16 protein-coding genes are annotated in these 19,714 nt (G+C 71.3%); 6 read left to right on the top strand and 10 right to left on the bottom strand.

Annotated features, from left to right (window positions below):
* Window positions 1-14: 14 nt before the first annotated feature.
* On the bottom strand, window positions 15-1,400 hold the full coding sequence (gene dacB, locus LQF12_RS02480; RefSeq protein WP_231054429.1) for a D-alanyl-D-alanine carboxypeptidase/D-alanyl-D-alanine endopeptidase: 1,386 nt from the start codon (window positions 1,398-1,400) through the stop codon (window positions 15-17).
* Window positions 1,401-1,674: 274 nt separating this feature from the next.
* On the opposite strand from dacB, the gene LQF12_RS02475 reads away from it, so the two are divergent.
* Together LQF12_RS02475 and LQF12_RS02470 are read left to right on the top strand one after the other, a co-directional pair.
* Window positions 1,675-2,190, top strand: coding sequence for an inorganic diphosphatase (locus LQF12_RS02475; protein WP_231054428.1), 516 nt, complete (start codon window positions 1,675-1,677; stop codon window positions 2,188-2,190).
* A 149-nt stretch (window positions 2,191-2,339) separates the two neighbouring features.
* Window positions 2,340-2,624 carry a hypothetical protein gene (locus LQF12_RS02470; protein ID WP_231054427.1) on the top strand — a complete coding sequence of 95 codons (285 nt, stop codon included), beginning with the start codon at window positions 2,340-2,342 and terminating at the stop codon, window positions 2,622-2,624.
* An 18-nt stretch (window positions 2,625-2,642) separates the two neighbouring features.
* On the opposite strand, the gene LQF12_RS02465 is transcribed toward LQF12_RS02470, so the two are convergent.
* Window positions 2,643-4,118: a C40 family peptidase gene (locus tag LQF12_RS02465; protein ID WP_231054426.1), complete on the bottom strand. Its 1,476-nt coding sequence runs from the start codon at window positions 4,116-4,118 to the stop codon at window positions 2,643-2,645.
* A gap of 364 nt (window positions 4,119-4,482) precedes the next feature.
* On the opposite strand from LQF12_RS02465, the gene LQF12_RS02460 reads away from it, so the two are divergent.
* Window positions 4,483-5,826: a bifunctional o-acetylhomoserine/o-acetylserine sulfhydrylase gene (locus tag LQF12_RS02460; RefSeq protein ID WP_231054425.1), complete on the top strand. Its 1,344-nt coding sequence runs from the start codon at window positions 4,483-4,485 to the stop codon at window positions 5,824-5,826.
* Window positions 5,827-5,852: 26 nt separating this feature from the next.
* Entirely contained in the window at window positions 5,853-7,064 is a 1,212-nt protein-coding gene (gene metX / locus LQF12_RS02455) for a homoserine O-acetyltransferase MetX (RefSeq protein WP_231054424.1), read from the top strand.
* A 10-nt stretch (window positions 7,065-7,074) separates the two neighbouring features.
* Here metX and LQF12_RS02450 read toward each other — a convergent pair whose 3' ends face one another.
* Complete coding sequence (locus tag LQF12_RS02450; RefSeq protein ID WP_231054423.1) at window positions 7,075-8,076, bottom strand: Gfo/Idh/MocA family protein; 1,002 nt, start codon at window positions 8,074-8,076, stop codon at window positions 7,075-7,077.
* 51 nt (window positions 8,077-8,127) lie between these two features.
* Between LQF12_RS02450 and LQF12_RS02445 the strand changes: the two genes are divergently transcribed.
* On the top strand, window positions 8,128-8,823 hold the full coding sequence (locus LQF12_RS02445; RefSeq protein WP_231054422.1) for a maleylpyruvate isomerase N-terminal domain-containing protein: 696 nt from the start codon (window positions 8,128-8,130) through the stop codon (window positions 8,821-8,823).
* A gap of 3 nt (window positions 8,824-8,826) precedes the next feature.
* On the opposite strand, the gene LQF12_RS02440 is transcribed toward LQF12_RS02445, so the two are convergent.
* Genes LQF12_RS02440 through LQF12_RS02415 form a run of 6 tightly spaced genes read right to left on the bottom strand, consistent with a single transcriptional unit; the run spans window position 8,827 to window position 17,516 of the window.
* Window positions 8,827-10,869: a beta-galactosidase gene (locus LQF12_RS02440; RefSeq protein ID WP_231054421.1), complete on the bottom strand. Its 2,043-nt coding sequence runs from the start codon at window positions 10,867-10,869 to the stop codon at window positions 8,827-8,829.
* Between the two features lie 15 nt (window positions 10,870-10,884).
* Entirely contained in the window at window positions 10,885-11,592 is a 708-nt protein-coding gene (locus tag LQF12_RS02435) for a YesL family protein (protein WP_231054420.1), read from the bottom strand.
* Window positions 11,593-11,597: 5 nt separating this feature from the next.
* The gene (locus LQF12_RS02430; protein ID WP_231054419.1) at window positions 11,598-13,241 is read right to left on the bottom strand and encodes an ABC transporter substrate-binding protein; all 1,644 of its coding nucleotides are present in this window, start codon (window positions 13,239-13,241) and stop codon (window positions 11,598-11,600) included.
* A 53-nt stretch (window positions 13,242-13,294) separates the two neighbouring features.
* Entirely contained in the window at window positions 13,295-14,206 is a 912-nt protein-coding gene (locus tag LQF12_RS02425; RefSeq protein WP_231054418.1) for a carbohydrate ABC transporter permease, read from the bottom strand.
* Entirely contained in the window at window positions 14,200-15,183 is a 984-nt protein-coding gene (locus LQF12_RS02420; RefSeq protein ID WP_231054417.1) for an ABC transporter permease, read from the bottom strand. Before LQF12_RS02420 ends, LQF12_RS02425 begins: the two co-directional genes overlap by 7 nt.
* The gene (locus LQF12_RS02415) at window positions 15,183-17,516 is read right to left on the bottom strand and encodes a beta-xylosidase/alpha-l-arabinosidase (protein WP_231054416.1); all 2,334 of its coding nucleotides are present in this window, start codon (window positions 17,514-17,516) and stop codon (window positions 15,183-15,185) included. Before LQF12_RS02415 ends, LQF12_RS02420 begins: the two co-directional genes overlap by 1 nt.
* Window positions 17,517-17,662: 146 nt before the next feature.
* Here LQF12_RS02415 and LQF12_RS02410 point away from each other — a divergent pair, with 146 nt between their 5' ends.
* Window positions 17,663-18,691 carry a LacI family DNA-binding transcriptional regulator gene (locus LQF12_RS02410; protein ID WP_231055487.1) on the top strand — a complete coding sequence of 343 codons (1,029 nt, stop codon included), beginning with the start codon at window positions 17,663-17,665 and terminating at the stop codon, window positions 18,689-18,691.
* On the opposite strand, the gene LQF12_RS02405 is transcribed toward LQF12_RS02410, so the two are convergent.
* Entirely contained in the window at window positions 18,688-19,677 is a 990-nt protein-coding gene (locus LQF12_RS02405; protein WP_231054415.1) for a hypothetical protein, read from the bottom strand. The genes LQF12_RS02410 and LQF12_RS02405 overlap by 4 nt on opposite strands.
* Window positions 19,678-19,714 lie beyond the last annotated feature (37 nt).

The following is a 19,714-nucleotide window of genomic DNA, read 5'->3' as shown; positions in this document are numbered from 1 at the left end:
TCGACGCTGCGTGTTCAGCTGCACCCGCATGCGGCGAGAGCGGAGACCCACTCGTCCACAGCGACACGGGCCAGATACGCCGACCCCAGCTCGAAGTCGTTCGCGAGCACCGTGAAGGCGAGCAGTCGCCCGTCCGCGGTGGTGACCATCCCGGAGAGCGCCACCGCCTGCGGCAGCGTCCCGGTCTTGGCGCGCACCCAGCCGGTCGCCGCGGTGTTGGTGAGGCGGTCCGCCAACGTGCCCTCGAGGCCGGCCACCGGCACCGCTGTGACCATGGGGACCAGTTCCGGGTGCGAGCCGTCAGCGGCCAGCCGGACCGCATCGGTGAGCAGCCGCGGAGTGAGCTTGCTCTGCGAGCTCACCCCCGAGGTGTCCGCGAGCGAGTTGTTCTCGGTGTCCAGGCCCAGCTCCTCGAGCACGTCGAGCACCGACGCGCCGGCACCGGCGAAACTCGCCTCGTGCCCGGTCGCCACCGCGGTCATCCGGCCCAGCGCTTCCGAGAGCACGTTCTCGGAGTCCCGGAGCGTGACGTCGACGAGGTCGCGCAGCGGAGCCGACTCCACCGCGCCGAGCTCGCTCGCGCCCTCCGGGGCGGCAGACCGCTCCACCTGACCGCTGACGTTGATGCCTTCGGCGGCGAGGGCGTCGGCGAACGCCTCCGCCGCGTCCATCCCGGCGTCGGAGGAGCGCACCACGGTGCCGTCCCGCCGGCCGATGTCGACGGCGATCGAGGTCATCGGCATCGCCCAGCCGCCGGAGATGTCGATCGGGCCCCACCGCGGCGCCAGCTCCGGTCCTGTGAAGAGGGTGTCGTCCAGAGCCACCTGGACCTCGGTCCGGCCCTGGGCAGCGAGCTCGGCAGCCACCTCCGCCGCCAGATCGCCCAGTCCGGCGTGCCCGACCACGGAGCCCGGGTCTCCCTCCCCGGCGGCCAGGGCGAGGTCTCCCCCACCGACCAGGGTGACGACATCGCTGCCCTCGGAACCCCCGCCGTCAACCACTGAGGTCACGAACCGGTGCTGACCGCCGTAACTGGCCAGCACCGCCAGGCCTGTCAGCACCTTGACACTGGAGGCCGGAACGTAAGCGTCACCACTACGCGCACCGTAGAGGTCCTCTCCGGTGAGCACGTCGGTGACCAGGATTCCCGGCGCCGACCCGGCAGCGCCGCCGGCGACGAGCGACGAGGCGAGATCGGCGAGCTGCTCGGTGCTCGGCACCGGCGCCTGCGCTGACACAGCCGGGACGTCGTCGGGCGCCGCCGTCAGCATCGCGCCCGTCACGTCCGGGAAGGGTTCGGCCTCGGGCCAGGGCGGCGTCCGGGTCAGGACCCCCGGGACGACGTCGTGAGCATCGAGCGCGGTGTAGCCGCCCAGCAGCAGGATCAGGAAGGCGGCCATGACCGTGATGCGGCGGCGCCGGTACATGCGGCGGCGAGCGGCGGCGCGGGCGGCCGGGGACGAGCGGGGGGCTCGAGGGGCGGACGGCCCGCGACCGGTCGCGGACGCCGCGCGGGCAGTTCCCTGCGAACCCTGCTGTGGCACTGTCGGTCCCCTCCGGCGACGACGAACTCCCTGGTGGCGAGCGCGGCTCGCGGCCCGCGTCGTGTCCACGGACGACGTCGCCGTAGGCCACACTAGGGGTAGCACACTCAGCGAGCGGAAGAGACAGGCCGTGGAATTCGACGTCACCATCGAGATCCCCAAGGGGCAGCGCAACAAGTACGAGGTGGACCACGAGACCGGACGTATCCGGCTCGACCGGATGCTGTTCACCTCGACCCGCTACCCGGACGACTACGGCTACATCGACGGCACACTCGGCGAGGACGACGATCCGCTGGACGCGCTGGTGCTGCTCGAGGAGCCGACCTTCCCGGGCTGTCTGATCCGATGCCGTGCGCTGGGGATGTTCCGGATGCGCGACGAGGCCGGGGGCGACGACAAGGTGCTGTGCGTGCCGGTCGGGGACCAGCGTGCGAGCTGGCGCAGCGACATCGACGACGTCTCCGAGTTCCACCGGCTGGAGATCCAGCACTTCTTCGAGGTCTACAAGGACCTCGAGCCCGGTAAGTCCGTCGAGGGCGCGCACTGGGTGGGCCGCGAGGCCGCCGAGGAGGAGATCCGGGCCTCGTTCCGCCGCGCCGAGGAGACCGGGTACACCCACCCGCAGCCGCACATCGGGCACTGAGCGCGCGGCCTGCTGACCGAGTAGCACCGGACGTCAGCCGCGAGCAGCTGCTGGGGCAGACCCCCGCCGAGATCCGTGCCGCATTCGGCGACGAGTCGTGGCAGCTGGAGGATCTGTGGAAGGTCACCGGGCCGGTGGTCGACCTCCCGGTGGATACCGTCGACCGACTGCTGGACCTGCCTCTCTGGCAACGCAACGGCGTGCGCTTCCAGGTGTCGCCGCGCGAGGTGCTGGACGCCCCTGACCGGTACCCGGACCATCTGGCGCGCGTCCACGCCGCCGACGTGGCCTACCCCATCCATGCCGTGCAGCGGCGCGAGGGCGTGGTCATCCTGGACGGCTACCACCGCCTGCTCCGCGCCCTGCTCGACGGCGCACGGTCAGTTCAGGCGGTCGTGCTCACTCCCGCACAGCTCGCCTCGCTCAGCTCCTGAGCGGACCCGCTGCATCGGTCAGGGCCGACCGGCCATCGGCATCACGTTGCCGTACCACATCGAGGTGTACTCCACGCCGGTGGAGGGATTGCCCGCGTGCACGCGCATGCCGTTCCCGGCGTACATGGCCACGTGGTAGACCCCGCTCGCGGTGCCGTTGCTGGAGTAGAAGATGAGGTCGCCCGGCCGGATCTGGCTGAGCGGCACGTTCGCGGTGGCCCGGTACTGGTCCCGCGAGGTGCGCGGCAGGGAGACGCCGACCGATCGGTAGGCCGCCTGGGTCAGCGACGAGCAGTCCCAGGAGTTCGGGCCGTTCGCGCCGAGCACGTACCGGTCCCCGACCTGGGTCCTGGCCCAGCTGACCGCCGACGACCCGACGCCCGAGGACGGCGGGGGTGCCGGTGCCGGTGCCGGCTCCGGCTCCGGCTCGGGCTCCGGTTCGGGGCTCGGGGCGGGCCGGGTGGGCTCCGGCTCCGGGCTGGGCGCCGGTCGGGTGGGCTCCGGCTGCGGCTCGGGGCTGGGCGCGGGGCGGGTGGGCTCCGGCTCGGGGCTGGGGCTGGGCGCGGGCCGGCTGGGTTCGGGCCGGCTGGGTTCGGGCTGCGAGGGCTCGGGGTCGGATGTGGCCGACTCCTCCTCGCTCGAACCGCTCGGGCGCTCCCCGGACCGGGCGGGGGCCTGATCGTCGCGCTCCGGCGCCGGAGCAGTCGCGGTGACACCGACGGCGGCCGCCGCGGCGGCGTTCTCCCGGGCTCGCCGCTCGGCCTCGAGTCCGTCCTGACGCTCGGCCTCCAGCTCGACGGTGGTGTTGCGCAGTGCCGCGAGCTCGGTCAGCAGCGCGTCGCGCTCGGCCTGATCGTCAGCCACCGCGCTCTGGGCCGCTCGCGCCGACGCGTCGGCCTCGCGCGAGGCCTCCTGCAGATCGGCGGCTGCGGCGTCGGCCTCGGCGAGGGCGTCATCGGCCCGCGTGCGCATGACGTCCGCCACCCGCTCGGCAGCGTCGAGACGCTGGTAGGCGTCGTCAGCGTCGCCACCGAGCATGCGGAAGGTCGTCGCGCTCTCGACGGCGTCCTGCAGCCCGTCCGCCGAGAGGAACATCCCGATCTGCTGCATCTGTCCGCCGTTGCGGTACGCGGCGTTCGCGATCCGGGCGACGTCCCGGCTGGCCTCGGCGACGTCCTCGTCGGCCTGCTCGGCGGCCTCCGTGGCTGCCTCGGCATCGGCGAGCGCCTCGTCACGCTCGACGGCCGCCTGGTTGTAGTTCTCGGCCGCGACCGAGGCGTCGATCTGGGCCTCGTCGCGGGCCGCGGCGTTCTGAGCCAGCTGGACCTCGAGGGAGGCGACCCGGCCGGCCGTCTCGTCGACCTCACCCTGGGCGTCCTCGATGTCCTCCACGCTCGGTACGTCGGCGGACGCAGGGGCGCCGAGCAGACCGAGGGACAGCGCAGCGGCGCCCATCGTGGCGGCCAGCCGCCGCCGTGCCGTGTGTGCTCGCACCGGTTCTCCTCGATATGTGGGTCGTCCGGCCCCGCAGGAACAACGCATGACACGCCGAGAACTGCCGCAGAGACGGCGTGTCGGGTTGACCTTGCGAAGTGGGCCGCTCCCCAAGGTAATGGATGACGCGGGAATTGTGAACACCAGACGCAGCAGTCACAGTAGTCACAGCAGCCCCGCGCACACGACATCCGTCCGACCGGGATGTGAGACGCCAGCGTCAGCCAGGTGAGATCGCCGCGACCGGACCGTACTGTGACGCGTGAACCGCCGGCTGTGCCGTGCCGCCTGGGCGGCTGCGCAGGTCGGCCCGTCGAGCCGACTCGCCGGCCACACCAAGCCGGCCACACCAAGGAGACCCGAGATGACCGATTGGCACTTCGAGACCCGTCAGATCCACGCCGGCCAGACGGCGGACTCCGACCACGGCGCGCGCGCCGTCCCGATCTACCAGTCCACCTCGTTCGTGTTCGAGAACACCGACCAGGCCGCCAACCGCTTCGCCCTGGCCGAGCTCGGCCCGATCTACACCCGCCTGAACAACCCCACCACCGGCGTGGTCGAGGACCGCATCGCCTCCCTCGAGGGCGGCGTCGGAGCCCTCCTCGTGGCCTCGGGCCAGGCGGCCGAGACGCTGGCCATCCTCAACGTGGCCGAGGCCGGGGACCACGTGGTGGCCAGCTCCTCCCTCTACGGCGGTACCTACAACCTGCTGCACTACACGCTGCCCAAGCTGGGCATCTCGGTCAGCTTCGTGGACGACCCGGACGACGCGGCCGCCTGGCGCGCCGCCGCGCAGGAGAACACCAAGGTCTTCTTCGGTGAGACGATCCCCAACCCCAAGGGTGACGTCCTCGACATCGCCGCCGTGGCCGCCGTCGCGCACGAGGTGGGCGTCCCGCTCATCGTCGACAACACCGTGGCGACCCCCTACCTGGTGCGCCCGATCGAGCACGGAGCCGACATCGTCGTGCACTCGGCGACCAAGTACCTGGGTGGGCACGGCACCTCGATCGGTGGCGTCATCGTGGACGCCGGGTCGTTCAACTACGCCGATGACCCGGACCGGTACCCGAACTACAACACCCCCGATCCGAGCTACCACGGCCTCGTCTACGCCCGCGACCTCGGCGAGGGCGGCGCGTTCGGGGTCAACATGTCGTTCATCCTCAAGGCCCGCGTGCAGTTGCTGCGCGACCTCGGCCCCGCGATCTCCCCGTTCAACGCGTTCCTGCTGCTCCAGGGCATCGAGACCCTCTCCCTGCGCATGGACCGCCACGTGGAGAGCGCCCAGAAGGTCGCCGAGTTCCTCGAGGCGCGCAGCGACGTGCTCTCGGTCAACTACGCCGGCCTGCCCTCCAGCCCGTACCACGCACTCGCGCAGAAGTACGCGCCGAAGGGCCCCGGGGCCGTGCTCGCCTTCGAGATCGAGGGTGGGATCGCCGCCGGGAAGGCATTCGTGGACGCCCTCGAGCTGCACTCGCTCGTGGCCAACATCGGCGACGTACGCTCGCTCGTGATCCACCCGGCCTCGACCACGCACAGCCAGCTCACCCCGCAGGAGCAGGCCGCGAGCGCCGTCACCCCCGGGCTGGTGCGCCTGGCCGTGGGCCTGGAGCACCTCGGCGACATCCTGGCCGACCTCGAGCACGGCTTCGAGGCCGCAGCGGCGGTCCGCTCCGGCGCAGCGGCAACTGCGAGCGCCTGAGCCGCCGGTCAATTACCGTGGACCCTGTGATCACCCCCGAGAAGGGCGAGTCGAGCGGCACCGGAGGCCCCACTCCCGGCGCCCCGGCACGGCGCGCCCCCGCCCGACGGCGGACCCCGGACACCCCGGTACCGGCGTCCGGGGCGTGGCGCGAGGGTGATCCGGCCGGGGGGCGTCAGTTCGCCGATCTGGGTCCGTTGCATCTGGAGGCCGGTGGGCGCCTGCCGCACGTGCGGCTCGCTTACGAGACCTGGGGCGAGCTGAACGCCACGGGCGACAACGCGATCCTCGTGCTGCACGCGCTCACCGGTGACGCCCACGTCACCGGTGAGGCCGGACCCGGGCACCGCTCACCCGGCTGGTGGTCGGCGACCGTCGGCCCCGGCAAGGCGATCGACACCGACCGCTACTTCGTGGTCGCCCCGAACGTGCTCGGCGGCTGCCAGGGAAGCACCGGTCCGTCCTCGGACGCCCCGAACGGCACCCCCTGGGGAAGCCGGTTCCCCTATGTCACGGTCCGCGATCAGGTGGCCGCGGAGATCGAGCTGGCCGACCGGCTCGGGATCGGCCGGTGGGCCCTGGTCATCGGTGCCTCGATGGGAGGCCACCGGGTGCTGGAGTGGGCGCTGATGGCCCCGGAGCGGGTCGGTGCGCTCGCCGCGATCGCGACCTGTGCCCAGACCTCCGCGGACCAGATCGCCTGGGCGCACGCCCAACTCGGCGCGATCCGGGCCGACCCCCGCTGGCGCGGGGGCGACTACTACGAGGCCTCCGACGGCGACGGCCCGCACGTGGGACTGGGGCTGGCCCGCCAGATCGCCCACACCACCTATCGCAGCAGCGAGGAGCTGGACGAACGCTTCGGCCGCTTGCCCCAGGGCGGGGAGAACCCGCTCGGTGGCGGCGGGCGGTTCGCGGTCCAGTCCTATCTCGACCACCACGCCGACAAGCTCGCGCGGCGATTCGACGCCAACAGCTACGTGGTGCTCACCGAGTCCATGCTCACCCACGACATCGGCCGCGACCGTGGCGGCGTGGAGGCCGCGCTGGCCACCATCGACGTGCCCACGCTCGCACTCGCCGTGCGCTCGGACCGGCTGTTCCTGCCTTCGCAGTCGGCCCGCATCGCGAGCGCGACCCCGCGTGGAATCTACCGCGAGCTGGACTCACCGTTCGGGCATGACGGATTTCTGATCGAGGACGACCAGCTCGCCCCGATCCTCACCGACCTGCTCTGAGAGGGCGCCCTCACCGCTCCGTGAACGTGACGCCCACCTGCTGCGCCGCCTGCTCGAGCACGGACTGGACCGCCAGGGTGTCCGCCCACGGGACCACCCCACTCTCGATGCGGCCCTCGGCCAGGCACCGGCCGACCTCGACGAACTGCTCGGCGTAGCCGGCACCCGCCGGTGAGAGCTGCTCCGGCGCGGGTGACTCACCCGGGCGGTGCACGATCAGCCTGTCCGGGTGGTGGAAGCGCGGCAGGATGTCGATCCACCCCTCGGTGCCGTAGATGCGCGCCGCGCCCGGCAGTGGCAGGTGGAACGACGTCTGCAGCGTGGCGCTGCGGCCGTCGTCGTAGGCCAGCAGCATGCCGACCTCACCGTCGACGCCGGTCTCGAGCAACGATCCGGAGGCGAGCACCCGGTCCGGCGTGCCGAGCACGTGCTGGGCGAAGGAGACCACGTAGACACCCAGGTCCAGCAGCGTGCCGCCGCCGAGCTCGAGGGAGAACATCCGGTCCTCCGGCTCGAACTCGCGGCGCACGCCGAGATCGGCCTGGACGGCCCGCACCTGACCGATGGTGCCGTCATCGATGAGTCCCTTCGCGCGCTGTACCGCGGGCTGGAAACGGGTCCACATGGCTTCCATCGCGAACACGTGGTGCCGGCGGGCGGCATCGAGGACACGCTCGGCACCCGCGAGCGTGGCGGCGAAGGACTTCTCCACCAGCACCGCCTTACCTGCCTCGATGGCAGCGACCGCCTGCCCGGCGTGATGGGTGTGCGGGGTGGCGAGGTAGACGGCATCGACCTCGGGGTCGGCCAGGAGGGCGTCGTAGCCGGTGTGCGCACGCACCTCGTGCCCGGCCCGCTCGGCGTGCGTGCGGGCGAACTCCTCGGCGCGTGCGCTCGAGCGGGAGCCGACGGCGACCAGCCGTCCGTTGTGCACGTGCCCGAAGTCCGCTGCCACCTTCGCAGCGATCCGCCCCGGCCCGAGAAATCCCCATCGCGTGTGTGGTCCCGTCATACGCCGACCGTAGCCCACCGCCCCCGGGCACGCCCGTGCCAGGATGGGGCCATGACGACGCTGACGCGATCGCGGGACGAGTTGCGCGATCAGTGGGAGCTGGTGCGCGAGCGCCTCGATGAGGTCAGCACCGACATGCTCGACGCCCCCAGCTCGCTGCCGGGCTGGAGCGTGGGCGAGCTGGTGGCTCACCTGGCACGCGCGATGGACGCGATCACCGCGTGCGAGCCCGCACCGGACGCCGAGCCGGTCCGGCTGGCCGACTATCTCTCCTCCTACGCCGGCGATGCCGACCGGATCGACCGCCTCACCCGGGAGACGGCGCTGCAGCTCGCGGCCGACCCGCTGGCCGGCCTGGACGAGATCGGCGGGCGCGCCCTCGCCCATCTCGACCGCCTCATCGAGCAGGGGGACGTGGTGGTGCAGGGCAGGCGGTCGGCGATCCGGCTCTCGGACCTGATCACCACCCGGCTCATCGAGCTGGTCGTGCACGCCTACGACCTGGCTCCGGCGCTCACCTCGCCCGCCCCCGTCGATGCCGGCGCCCGCGAGCTTGTCGCGCAGGCCTTCGCCGACGTGGTGAAGGACCGCACCGGCATCACCGTGCTCGTGGACGAACCCGCGGTGTGGATCCGGGTGGCCGCGGGCCGGGCGGACTGGGACGAGGTCACCAGCGGGCGCGCGCTGCGCCCGGAGTTCCTCAGCGACGGTCTACCCGACCTGCGTGGTCTCCTGCCATTGGTGTGATCCTCAGGCCTCCTGCAGCACGAGGACGCCGGCCGGCTCGAATCGCAGCACCTGCCCGGCCTGGACGTTCTCACCGGTGAGCAGATCGATCCCGCCCACGTGCGCCGTCACCTCCGCAGTGGTCTCACCGTGGTGCAGGAGGAAGTGCACCCGACGGCGGCCGCCGCCGGCCTCGCGTTCGCGGACCGCGTGCTCCAGCCGGCCCGCGTACGGCCCGACGAGGCCGTAGCCGTCGAGGATCTCGTGCATGATCGCGCCGAGGCCGGCGGCCTCCAGCCCCGCGCCGATGTACCAACCCGCCCCCTCCCCCACCCGGTGCCTGGTGACCGCGGGCGTGCCGGCGTAGAAGTCCGAGCCGTAGATCCCGACGACGTCGGCGCCCTCGGTCACGATCAGCTCCATGACCTGGTCGGCCGGCGAGACGACCTCGCCGGCGCGCAGGCTCAGCGTCACCGGGTTCGTCACGCCCGGTTCGGCCGAGTCGATCTCCTCCACCCGCAGCCCGAAGGTCGGTGCCAGCGGCCCGGGGGCGTCCATGGGGTAGGCGTTCGTGGACTCGTCCACCCGGCCGGCCCAGAACGAGGTCACCACCGTGCCGCCGCGGGTGGCCACGGCGTGCAGCCGCTCGGCCACGTCGCCCTTGAGGAGATGCAGCAGCGGTGCGAGGACGACGTCGTAGCCGGACAGGTCCGCCGTCATCGGCACCACGTCCACATCCGCCCCGGCCGCGTGGACGGCGCCGTAGTAGCGCAACGCCGTGGCCAGATAGGAGACGTTGCGGTTCAGGCCGTCGGTCATCTCCGTCGTCCACCAGTTGTCCCAGTCGAAGATCAGCGCGACCCTCGCCGGGGTGCGGGCCCCCAGCACCGCATCGCCGAGACGTTCGAGCTCGTCGCCGAGCGCGGCGATCTCCCGGAACGGGCGGGTGTCGGTGCGTCCGGCGTGATCGAGCACCGCGCCGTGGAACTTCTCGCACGCCCCGCGCGAGGCGCGCATCTGGAAGTAGAGCATCGCATCCGCACCGTGGGCGATCCCCTGCCAGGACCACAGCCCCAGCACGCCGGGTCGCTTCACCGGGTTGACGCCCCGGCTGGCGGTGATCGTGGGGGTCTGCTCCATCACCCAGAACGGCGTCCCGTCCTTCAGGCCGCGCATCAGGTCGTGGGTGAAGGCCATCCGCACGTGCTGATCACGCCCGGGCGGGTAGTTGTCCCAGGAGGCGAAGTCCAGCTCCTCGCTCCACCGGTGATAGTCCAGTGGCCGGAAGGCCCCCATGAAGTTCGTGGTGACCGGGGTCTCGGTGTCGTGGCGGCGGATCCGCTCCTTCTCCGCCCGGTAGTTCGCCAGCAGCGCCTCGGACATGAACCGCCGGTAGTCGAGGGTGTTGCCCTGGAAGGCGGTGTGGTTCGGGCCCTTCCAGTGCTCGCTGAGGGCGTTCGGCACCTGGATCTGGGCGAAGTCGCTGTAGCGGTGGGACCAGAAGGTGGTGTTCCACGCCTCGTTGAGCGCCTCGAGGGACCCGTACCGCTCCGCGAGCCAGCCCCGGTAGGCCTCGCCGCAGAGGTCGCAGTAGCAGGACCCGTCCGGCCCGCCGTACTCGTTGCCCACATGCCAGGCCACCAGCCCCGGGGTGCCCGCGTAGCGCTCGGCGATCCGCTCGGCCAGGGCGGTGGACAGCCGCTGGAACACCGGCGAGCTCGGGCAGTGGTTGTGCCGCTGGCCGTAGCTGTGCCGGCGGCCCTCGAAGTCGACGCGGTTCACCTCGGGGTAGGTGTGGCCGAGCCACGGCGGCATCGCCCCGGTGGCGGTGGCGAGCACGAGGGTCCGGCCTCGTGCCACGGCGCGCTCCACTGCGGTGTCGAGAGCGGTGAAGTCGTAGGTGTCCTCGCCGGGCTGCAGCAGTGACCAGGTGAACACGCCCAGGGTGAGGGTGTCGATGCGCGCCTGGTCGAAGGCCGCGTCGTCGGCCTCCCAGACCTCGGAGGTCCACTGTTCGGGGCTGTAGTCGCCGCCGTAGAGGATCTTGGACGTGCGGGGGGCGGGCATGGAGCTCCTTGTGGATCAGGGGGCGGTGTAGTGGCGTTCGATGTGGGCGACCAGGGCCGTGTCGGCGTGGCGCAGCGCGAAGGCGAACACCCCGCCGAGCAGCACCAGCACGCCGTCACCGGCGAGCCAGAGCACCCCGACGGCGCAGATCACCAGCGCGAGCACGCTCACCGTGGTGGCGGGCATCCGGAAGACGTGGTGGACGGCCAGGCGCAGCGCGTCCCGCGTGCGGAAGGAGAAGAACGTGGCGATCACCAGCGCCTGGATGCTCGCGAGCAGCACCAGCACCGCCAGCACCGCCAGCGGGGCCAGGTACCCGCGCGGGGCTCCCCCGGCGAGGACCGCGAGCGCCGAGGAGCCGATCAGGGTGAGCACCGCCAGCGCCGGCACCCACACGCGCAGCACGTCGACCACCCCGCGGGCGTAACCACGCCGGAACGCCCGCCAGGGTGCGGTGTGCTCCTCGCTGCGGACCTGCTCGCGCCACGCGTACAACGTGGCCGAGACGGCCGGCCCGACCGGGAGCAGGGCGAGGCCGACCGCCCAGGGCGAGGCGGCGCCGTCGAGCAGGCCGAGGGCCACCAGGCCCGGCGCGGCGGCCACGCCGCAGCAGACCGTGAGCACCAGGGCCCAGTGGATGGCCAGGGTGGTACGGCCGAGCGCGCCGCGCCCCGGTTCCCCGGGGAGCGGCGCACCCGACCGTGCCGATCCGGCCTGAGCCATCAGCGTCACTCGACCCCGGCGGCGGTGTTGGTGAGCTCGACGTAGTCGGCCATGCCGGCGCTCTCGAGCTCGGCCACGTAGTCGTCCCACTCCTCCATCGGCCGCTGGCCGAGGATGAAGGCCGAGGTGTACTGCATGACCACGTCCTGCAGGGCGGACTGCTGCAGCGAGGCCTGTTCGCGCTCCAGCTCGTCCAGCAGGATCGCCGGACCCGGGTCGGCGACCTCCTTGTCGTTCATCTCCGCCCGGAACTCGACCACCTCGGGCCGCAGCATGGAGTCGAGCAGGTCCTGGGTGGAGCCGTGCGCGAGCATCCAGACGCCGTTGTGGTAGCCGTAGTCGGTGTTCAGCACCTCCGGGGCGCCGGGGTTGAGGCCGTTGATGTCGATGTTCTCGGCCAGGGTGCGCGAACCGCCGTCGTTGGTGAAGGTCTCGCCCTCCACACCCCACTTGGCGAACTCCAGGCCCTCGTCGGAGTAGTACAGCCAGTCCACGAACTGCAGCATGGCCACGAAGTTGTCGTTCTGGGCGGCGCCGGAGGAGAACACGATCCCGGACTCGAAACGCCCACCGGTGGAGGCGTCCATCCGGTCGCCGGCCGGTCCGGCCGGGACGACGATCTGACGCAGCTCGGCGCCCTCGACACCGGCCTCCTCCAGGGAGATGCGGTAGCCGAGGATCTCCTGGTCGTTGGACCCGATCGCCGCGGACTGGCCGTTGACGAGCTTCGCCTTGGCGGTGTCATCGTCCTGGCTGATCGACTCCGGGTCCATCAGGCCGCGGTCGACGAGATCGGCGAAGTAGCCGACGAGATCGCGGTAGCCGTCCTGGGCTCCGGTGTACTCGTACTCGGTGCCGTTCCAGGTCACCCCGTCACCGTAGCCCCAGCCCGCCTCGGTGCCGAAGTTGCCGGCCGCCGCCTGCAGGGTCGCCTCGATCGGCCCGTTCATCGACCAGCGGTCGGAGTAGGGGTAGTCGAGCTCGGGATTGGCCTCGGCGACCGTCTCGAGCTGGTCGGCGAACTCCTCCCACGTCTCGGGATCCTCGGTGATACCGGCCTCCTCCCACAGGTCGGAGCGGATGGCGATGGTGTAGGTGGGCTTGGGGTTCTCCAGCAGGCCGGGCAGCACGTAGAAGCTGCCGTCCTCCTGACGCGTGCGGTCCAGGTCCTCGGTCAGGCCCCACTCCTCGATCTTGGTGGTGAAGTTGGGCATGTACTCCAGGTACTCCGAGATCGGCAGCAGCGTGCCGGAGGCGACGAACTGGTCGGCGTCGGCCACATAGGTGGAGGGCACGATGTCGGGGGCGTCGCCGGCCGCGAGGAGCAGGTTGCGCCGGTCGTTCCAGTCCGAGAGCGGCACGTTCACCATGTCGAAGGAGACGTTCTGGTTCTCCTCCAGCTTCTGCAGGATGTCCCAGTCCTCCTGGAAGGCGTAGTTGGGGTGGTCCCGGTAGAGCAGGCTGAAGGTGACCGGCTCGGTGGCCTGGAACGTGGTCCCGGCCTCGAAGTCGTCCATGGCTCCGACGGTGCCGAGCTCATCCGGGGCATCTTCGGCACCTCCTCCGAGGCTGTCGGTGGAGCACGCGGTGAGCGCGAGCCCGGTGATCAGTGCACCCGCGACGAGCGCGGTGCGGCGATTCCTTCTCATTCTTTCCTCCTGGGAACGTCCTCGTTCGATGCGAGGTGGGTGGGTGGCGCGCCTCAGCCCTTGACGGAGCCGAGCATCACGCCGGACACGAAGTAACGCTGGATGAAGGGGTAGACGCACACGATCGGCAGCACGGTGAGCACCATGGTCACCGCCTGGACGTTCGCGGCGATCTGGGCGCTGTCGGCGCCCATGGACTCGGTGCTGGTGGCCGCGGCGAGCAGGTTTCGCAGGTACACCGTCACCGGATACAGATCGGATCTGTCCATGTACAGGAACGCCTGGAACCAGTTGTTCCAGAACGAGACGGCGTAGAAGAGCACCATCGTGGCGATGACCGCCTTGCTCAGTGGCAGCACGATGCGCCCGAAGATGCCGTAGGTGGTCAGGCCGTCGATGGCGGCCGCCTCCTCGAGGTCCTTGGGGAAGTTCTCGAAGAAGGACTTCATGATCAGCAGGTTGAAGATGCTGATGGCGTTGGGGATCACGATCGCCCAGATGGTGTTCTTGAACCCGAGGGCGTTGATGAGCAGGTAGTTCGGGATGAGACCGCCGTTGAAGAACATCGTGAACACGGCGATCCCGATGAAGAAGGCACGTCCGCGCAGCTCGTGGCGTGAGAGGGCGTAGGCGAAGGTGGTCGTCAGCGCCATCGCGATGATCGTCGCGACCACCGTGTAGACCACGGTGTTGCGGTAGTTGAGCCAGAACATCTCGTCGCTCATCACGGCGGTGAAGGTGGTGGTGTTGAAGCCGCGCGGGATGAGGTTCACCTGCCCCGCCACGATGAAGCCCTCGGAGCTGAAGGCCTTGGCCACCAGGTTCACGAAGGGATAGAGCGTGAGGGCGGCGATGAGCACCAGCGCGGTCGTGTTGACCACCTGGAAGATGCGGTAGCCGCGGGAGTCCGAGACCGTCGTGGTGCGGACCCGGTTCAGGTCGGGGGTCTTGGTCGTGGTCACCACAGGGAGCTCCCGGAGACTCGGCGTGAGATCGCGTTCGCACTCAGCACGAGGGTGACGCCGATGAGCGCCTCGAACAGGCCGATCGCGGTGGAGTAGGAGTAGCTGCCGGAGCCGATGCCCACCCGGTACAGGTAGGTGGCGATCACATCGGCCGTGGGATAGAGCAGCGGGTTGTAGAGCAGCAGGATCTTCTCGAAGCCGACCGCCATGAACTGGCCGATGTTGAGGATCAGCAGCACCATCATCGTCGGGCGGATCCCGGGCAGCGTGATGTGCCAGGTCTGCAGCCACCGGCCGGCGCCGTCGATGCGCGCGGCCTCGTAGAGCTGGTCGTCGATGGTGGTCAGGGCGGCGAGGTAGAGGATCGTCCCCCACCCCACGGTCTGCCAGATCTCGGAGCTGATGTAGACGGTGCGGAACCAGTCGGCGTCCTGCATGAACGAGACCGGTTCGCCGCCGAGCGCCTCGATCAGCTGGTTGATCGAGCCGTTCAGCGAGGTCAGCTGCAGCACCATCCCGGCCACGATCACGATCGACATGAAGTGCGGCAGGTAGCTGACGGTCTGCACGAAGCGCTTGAAGAAGCGGGTGCGCACCTCGTTCAGCATCAGGGCGAGGATGATCGGCAGCGGGAAGACGATGATCAGCGTGAGCGAGCCGAGGATCAGGGTGTTGGTGAAGACCCGCCAGAACGTGGGGTCGTTCAGGAACTGCTCGATGTAGTGCAGGCCCACCCACTCGTCGCCGAAGATCGACCCGCCGGGGCGGAACCGCCGGAAGGCGATGATGTTGCCGGCCATCGGCGTGTACTTGAAGATCGCCAGGTACACGATCGGCAGCACGAGGAAGCTGTAGAGGCGCCAGTCACGCTTGACCGAGCGCCACACGCTCGGGCGCCCGTCCCGACGGCGGCCCTTGCGAGGGCCCTCCGGCGGCGCCTGGGCGGGGGCGCGCTCCGGAGTGGTCAGCGCGGCCATCAGCTCACCTCCGTGTGGACGGTCGAGAACAGCTCACGGTCGTGGCCGACCGTGCGGACCTCGCCGACGAGGTCGAGCTCGAGGCGGGCGTGGACGTCACCGGCGGAGCGGGCCAGCTGCAGCTCCGCCCGGCCCGGTTCGACGATGCGCTGCAGGTCGCGGCCGGTGAAGGCGCTGACATCGGCCGGCACCTCGAAGGTGACCGTGGCGCCCTGGCCGGGCTCGAGGTCGATCCTGGCGAACCCGATCAGCCGCATCACCGGCCTGGTCACCTGGGCGACGGGGTCGTGCAGGTAGAGCTGGACGACCTCGGTGCCCGGGTGGGATCCGATGTTGCGGATCTGCACCGAGATGGTGGCCGTGCCGGCCACGTCCCAGGTGCGGTCCCGCACGTCGGCCCCGGACCACTCGAACCTGGTGTAGCTCAGCCCGTGCCCGAACCAGAACGCGGGCGTGGTGTCGATCGTGGTGACCGAGCTCGGGCGGCCCAGCGGGGGTGCCAGGTAGGTGCCCGGGCCGCTGCCCGGTTCGGCCGGGATGCTCAGCGGCAGCCGGCCCGACGGCGCGATCTCACCGGTGAGGATCTCCGCGAGCGCCTGCGCGCCGCACTGGCCGGGGAAGAACCCCCAGACGACGGCGCTCGCCCGCTGCGCGACCTCGCCCAGGGCGTAGGGGCGGCCGCTGAGGACCACCACGACGACGGGGGTGCCGGTCTCGAGCAGCGCCGCCAGCAGGTCCTGCTGCTTGCCGGGCAGACGCAGGTCGCTCGCATCGCACCCCTCCCCGGAGGTGCCCCGGCCGAACAGACCCGACCGGTCCCCGACCACGGCGATGCAGACCTCCGCCTCGCGCGCTGCGGCGACGGCCGCCTCGATACCGCTGGTGTCGGGGTCGGTGACGTCGACGCCGCGCGCGTGGTGCACCTCGGCGCGGGCGCCCAGCTCGGCGAGCACGGTGGGGATGTCGATGCCCATCTCCCGGTCGGGGTGGCGGACGCCGACGTGGGCAGGGAAGGAGTAGCAGCCGAGCATCGCGTAGGGGTCGTCGGCCAGGGGCCCCACCACGGCGAGGCGACGCTGCGGTGCCAGCGGCAGGACGCCGTCGTTGGCCACCAGCACCAGTGCCTCACGGGCGAGCCGCAGCGCCAGCTGCCGGCTCTCGGTGTCGTCGAGGACCACCGGCCCGGCCGGTTCGGGGGCGTAGTCGGCATCCAGGAGCCCGAGCTCGATCTTCTGGGCGAGCACGCGGCGCAACGACCGGTCCACGAGGGACTCGGGCAGATCGCCGGCGCGCACGGCCGCCACCAGCGCGGGGTAGGCGTCTCCCGAGGGCAGCTCGACGTCCACGCCGGCCGTCAGCGCGAGTGCGCCGGCCTCGGCCGCGGTGGCGGCCACTCCGTGCAGGCTCTGCAGGAACCGCACCCCGAAGTAGTCGGCGACCACGGTGCCCTCGAACCCCCACTCGCCACGGAGCAGGTCGGTGAGGAGCCGTTCATCGGCGGCGGTGGGCACGCCGTCGATCTCGGTGTAGGAGTGCATCACCGAGCGGGCCCCGGCGCGCAGCGCCGCCTCGAACGGTGGCAGGATCACGTCGGCCAGCTCCCGCGGCCCCATCGAGACCGGGGCGAGGTTGCGGCCGGCGCGGGAGGCGGAGTAGCCGGGGAAGTGCTTGAGGGTGGCGACGATGCCGGCCGACTCCAGTCCGCGCACATAGGCGGCGCCGATGGCGCTGACGAGATAGGGGTCCTCCGAGATGGTCTCCTCCACCCGGCCCCACCGGTAGTCGCGGGTGACGTCGAGCACCGGGGCCAGGCCTTGGTGGACGCCGGCGGCACGCATCGAGGCGCCGATGCGCGCCGACATCCGCGCGATCAGGTCGGGATCGAAGGTGGCGCCCCAGCTCGGCGGCACCGGATAGGCGGTGGCCCTCCAGGCGGCGAAGCCGGCCAGGCACTCCTCGTGCACGAGGGCGGGGATGCCGAACCGCTGGGCCGCCATGATCTCCCGCTGGGAGGCGGCCAGGCCCCGGGCGCCGGCCTCGGGGTCGACCGGCACGGTGCCGAAGGGCCGGGTGAGCTGGCCTAGGCCGTGCTGGATGGCCCGCTCCCAGGAGACCGGCTCGGTGGCCATCTCCGACTGCTGCGGGGCGACGTCGCCGGTCTCCGGGTTCGCTCCGACCCACAGGCCGACGAGCTGGGCCAGCTTCTCCTCGAGCGTGAGGGCGTTCAGCAGGGCCTCGACGCGATCTGCGGTGGACCGGGTCAGGTCCTGCCACGGCTGGGGGCGGGAGGGCGCCTCCTCGCGGAGGGTGTCGGCGTCGGCGTGCAGCGCCATCGGACTCCTTCGTCATGATCGAAACTATCGGCCTCATTGCGATAGTGAGATGACCGTACGACACCTCCGATCGCGCGTCAACACCCCAATCTGCTACTTCGTGCTAGCGTTCGATCTCGAAAGTTGCGAAGGGAGTCGCGATGTCGATGGCAGATTCGGTGGCCCGACCCACGATCGCGTCGATCGCGGCCGAGGCAGGCGTCTCGGTGCCCACCGTGTCCAAGGTGCTCAACGGACGCGCGGACGTCGCCGACGCGACGCGGGCACGCGTGGAGGAAGTGGTCAGCCGGCACGGCTACCGGCGCCGTTCACGGGGCCCCGCCCGCTCGGGGCCGGGGATGATCGACCTGGTCTTCCACGAGATCACCAACGAGTGGTCGATGGAGATCATCCGTGCCGTGGAGGAGAACGCCGCGACCGTCGGCGCCGGCATGGTGCTCTCCGAACTCGGAGGTCGCCACCGGCCGGCTCAGGACTGGCTGGACAACGTCCTCGCGCGCCGGCCGCTCGGGGTGATCCTGGTGCTGGCACGACTGACCGACGCCCAGCACGATCAGTTGGAGTCCCGCGGCATCCCCTCGGTGGTCGTGGACACCGATGGCGAGCCGCACCCCGGCGTCCCCGCCGTCGGCTCGACGAACTGGGACGGCGGCCTGGCTGCCACCAAGCACCTCATCGACCTGGGCCACCGCCGCATCGCGGTGATCTCCGGCCAGCCGGACGTGCTGTGCTCACGCGCCCGGGTGGACGGCTACCGCAGCGCGCTCGAGCGCGCCGGGATCGACTACGAGCCCGACCTGGTGCGCTGGGGCGATTTCTACATCTGGCGCGGCGAGGATCACGCCCGGGACCTGCTCAGCAGGGACGACCGGCCGACCGCGATCTTCGCGGGCTCGGACATGCAGGCGGTCGGGGTGTTGCGGGCCGCGCGCGAGCTGGGTCTGCGGGTGCCGGAAGATCTCTCGGTGGTCGGATACGACGATCTGCCGATCGCCTCCTGGTACTCCCCCACCCTGACGACGGTGCACCAGCCCTTGCGGCAGATGGCCGCCACTGCCACGCAGATGCTGCTCACCCTCGCCCGGGGTGAGCAACCCTCCGCGCTGCGGGTGGACCTGGCCACCGAGCTCGTCGTCCGGGAGAGCACGGCGCCACCTCCGGCCGAGTTCACCTAGCGCTGCCGGCGTGCCCGCCGCGAGCCCCCGCCGGGTCGTCCGGCAGGCTCGCTCGCCGCGCGGGAGGCCTCCTCGAGTGCGTCGGCCATCGCGAACCCGGCAATCTGCCAGTGCTGCCAGGCGTCCGCGGGATCCAGGCCGAGGCGCGCCGACGCCGACTCCAGGTCGGTGTGCTCGGAGCCCTCGACCAGCACGGTGCCGTCGGCCTGCAGCGCCCCGGTGCGGATCCGGTCCCCCGCGCGGGCCTCGATCGGCATCGGTGCCCCGACCAGGCCGGCCACGCTCACCAGCTGTGGATCGATCGTGTGCTCGTCCTCGGGCTCGGGCGGTGTCGGCGCGGAGTCCATCACCGGCGGGATCACGGCGGTGTCCTCGATCGGCGCGCTCGGCGCGAAGCCCTCGGTCAGGGCGAGCGCCTCCGGCTCGTGCACCACATCGTGATCGAGCACCCGTATCGTCGGCCGGTGGACGGCGGTGACGTCGACCAACTCCTCGCCGCCCGCCCCCTCGCGGACGTCGACGGAGTAGACCATCACACCGTGCATGACCCGGGTGGCCGCGAGCACCTCCGGGTCGACCGCGCCCGCCACCACGATCAGTTGCGGACCGGGCTGGGCGCCGGCAGGGCGGGCCTCTCGGAACGCCGTCCAGGCGCGCCGGAAGTCCTCCACGCCACCGGGGTGGCGGGAGGCGATCGCCAGCCAGGACGAGGCCGCCGTCTCACCCGCCCGCGCCAGTGCCCGCACCAGCCCGACCCCGTCGATGGAGTCGACCACGACGGCGGTGACCGCCTGGCCGGCGGGATCGATCGCCGTCAGGACGGGTTCGGCGTCCTCGGACCAGGAGACGGGCAGCAGGTCGAGATCGACGACGTCGAGCAGGTATTGGCGCAGCGCCCGTCGTAGCTGCGGTGTCAGCGGGGTGCTGGACCGGCGTCCGAGCACGGTGGGAACGAGGAGACCGGAGTCGAAGGCGAAGGACGGCATGAGATGGCGCGACCGCTCTCGATAGCAGGCGACAGGG

The sequence above is a fragment of the Ruania suaedae genome (assembly GCF_021049265.1).
Classification (GTDB): Bacteria; Actinomycetota; Actinomycetes; order Actinomycetales; family Beutenbergiaceae; genus Ruania; species Ruania suaedae.
The sequence above is the reverse complement of the archived record's forward strand: the minus strand, read 5'-3'. Positions and strand labels throughout refer to the sequence as shown.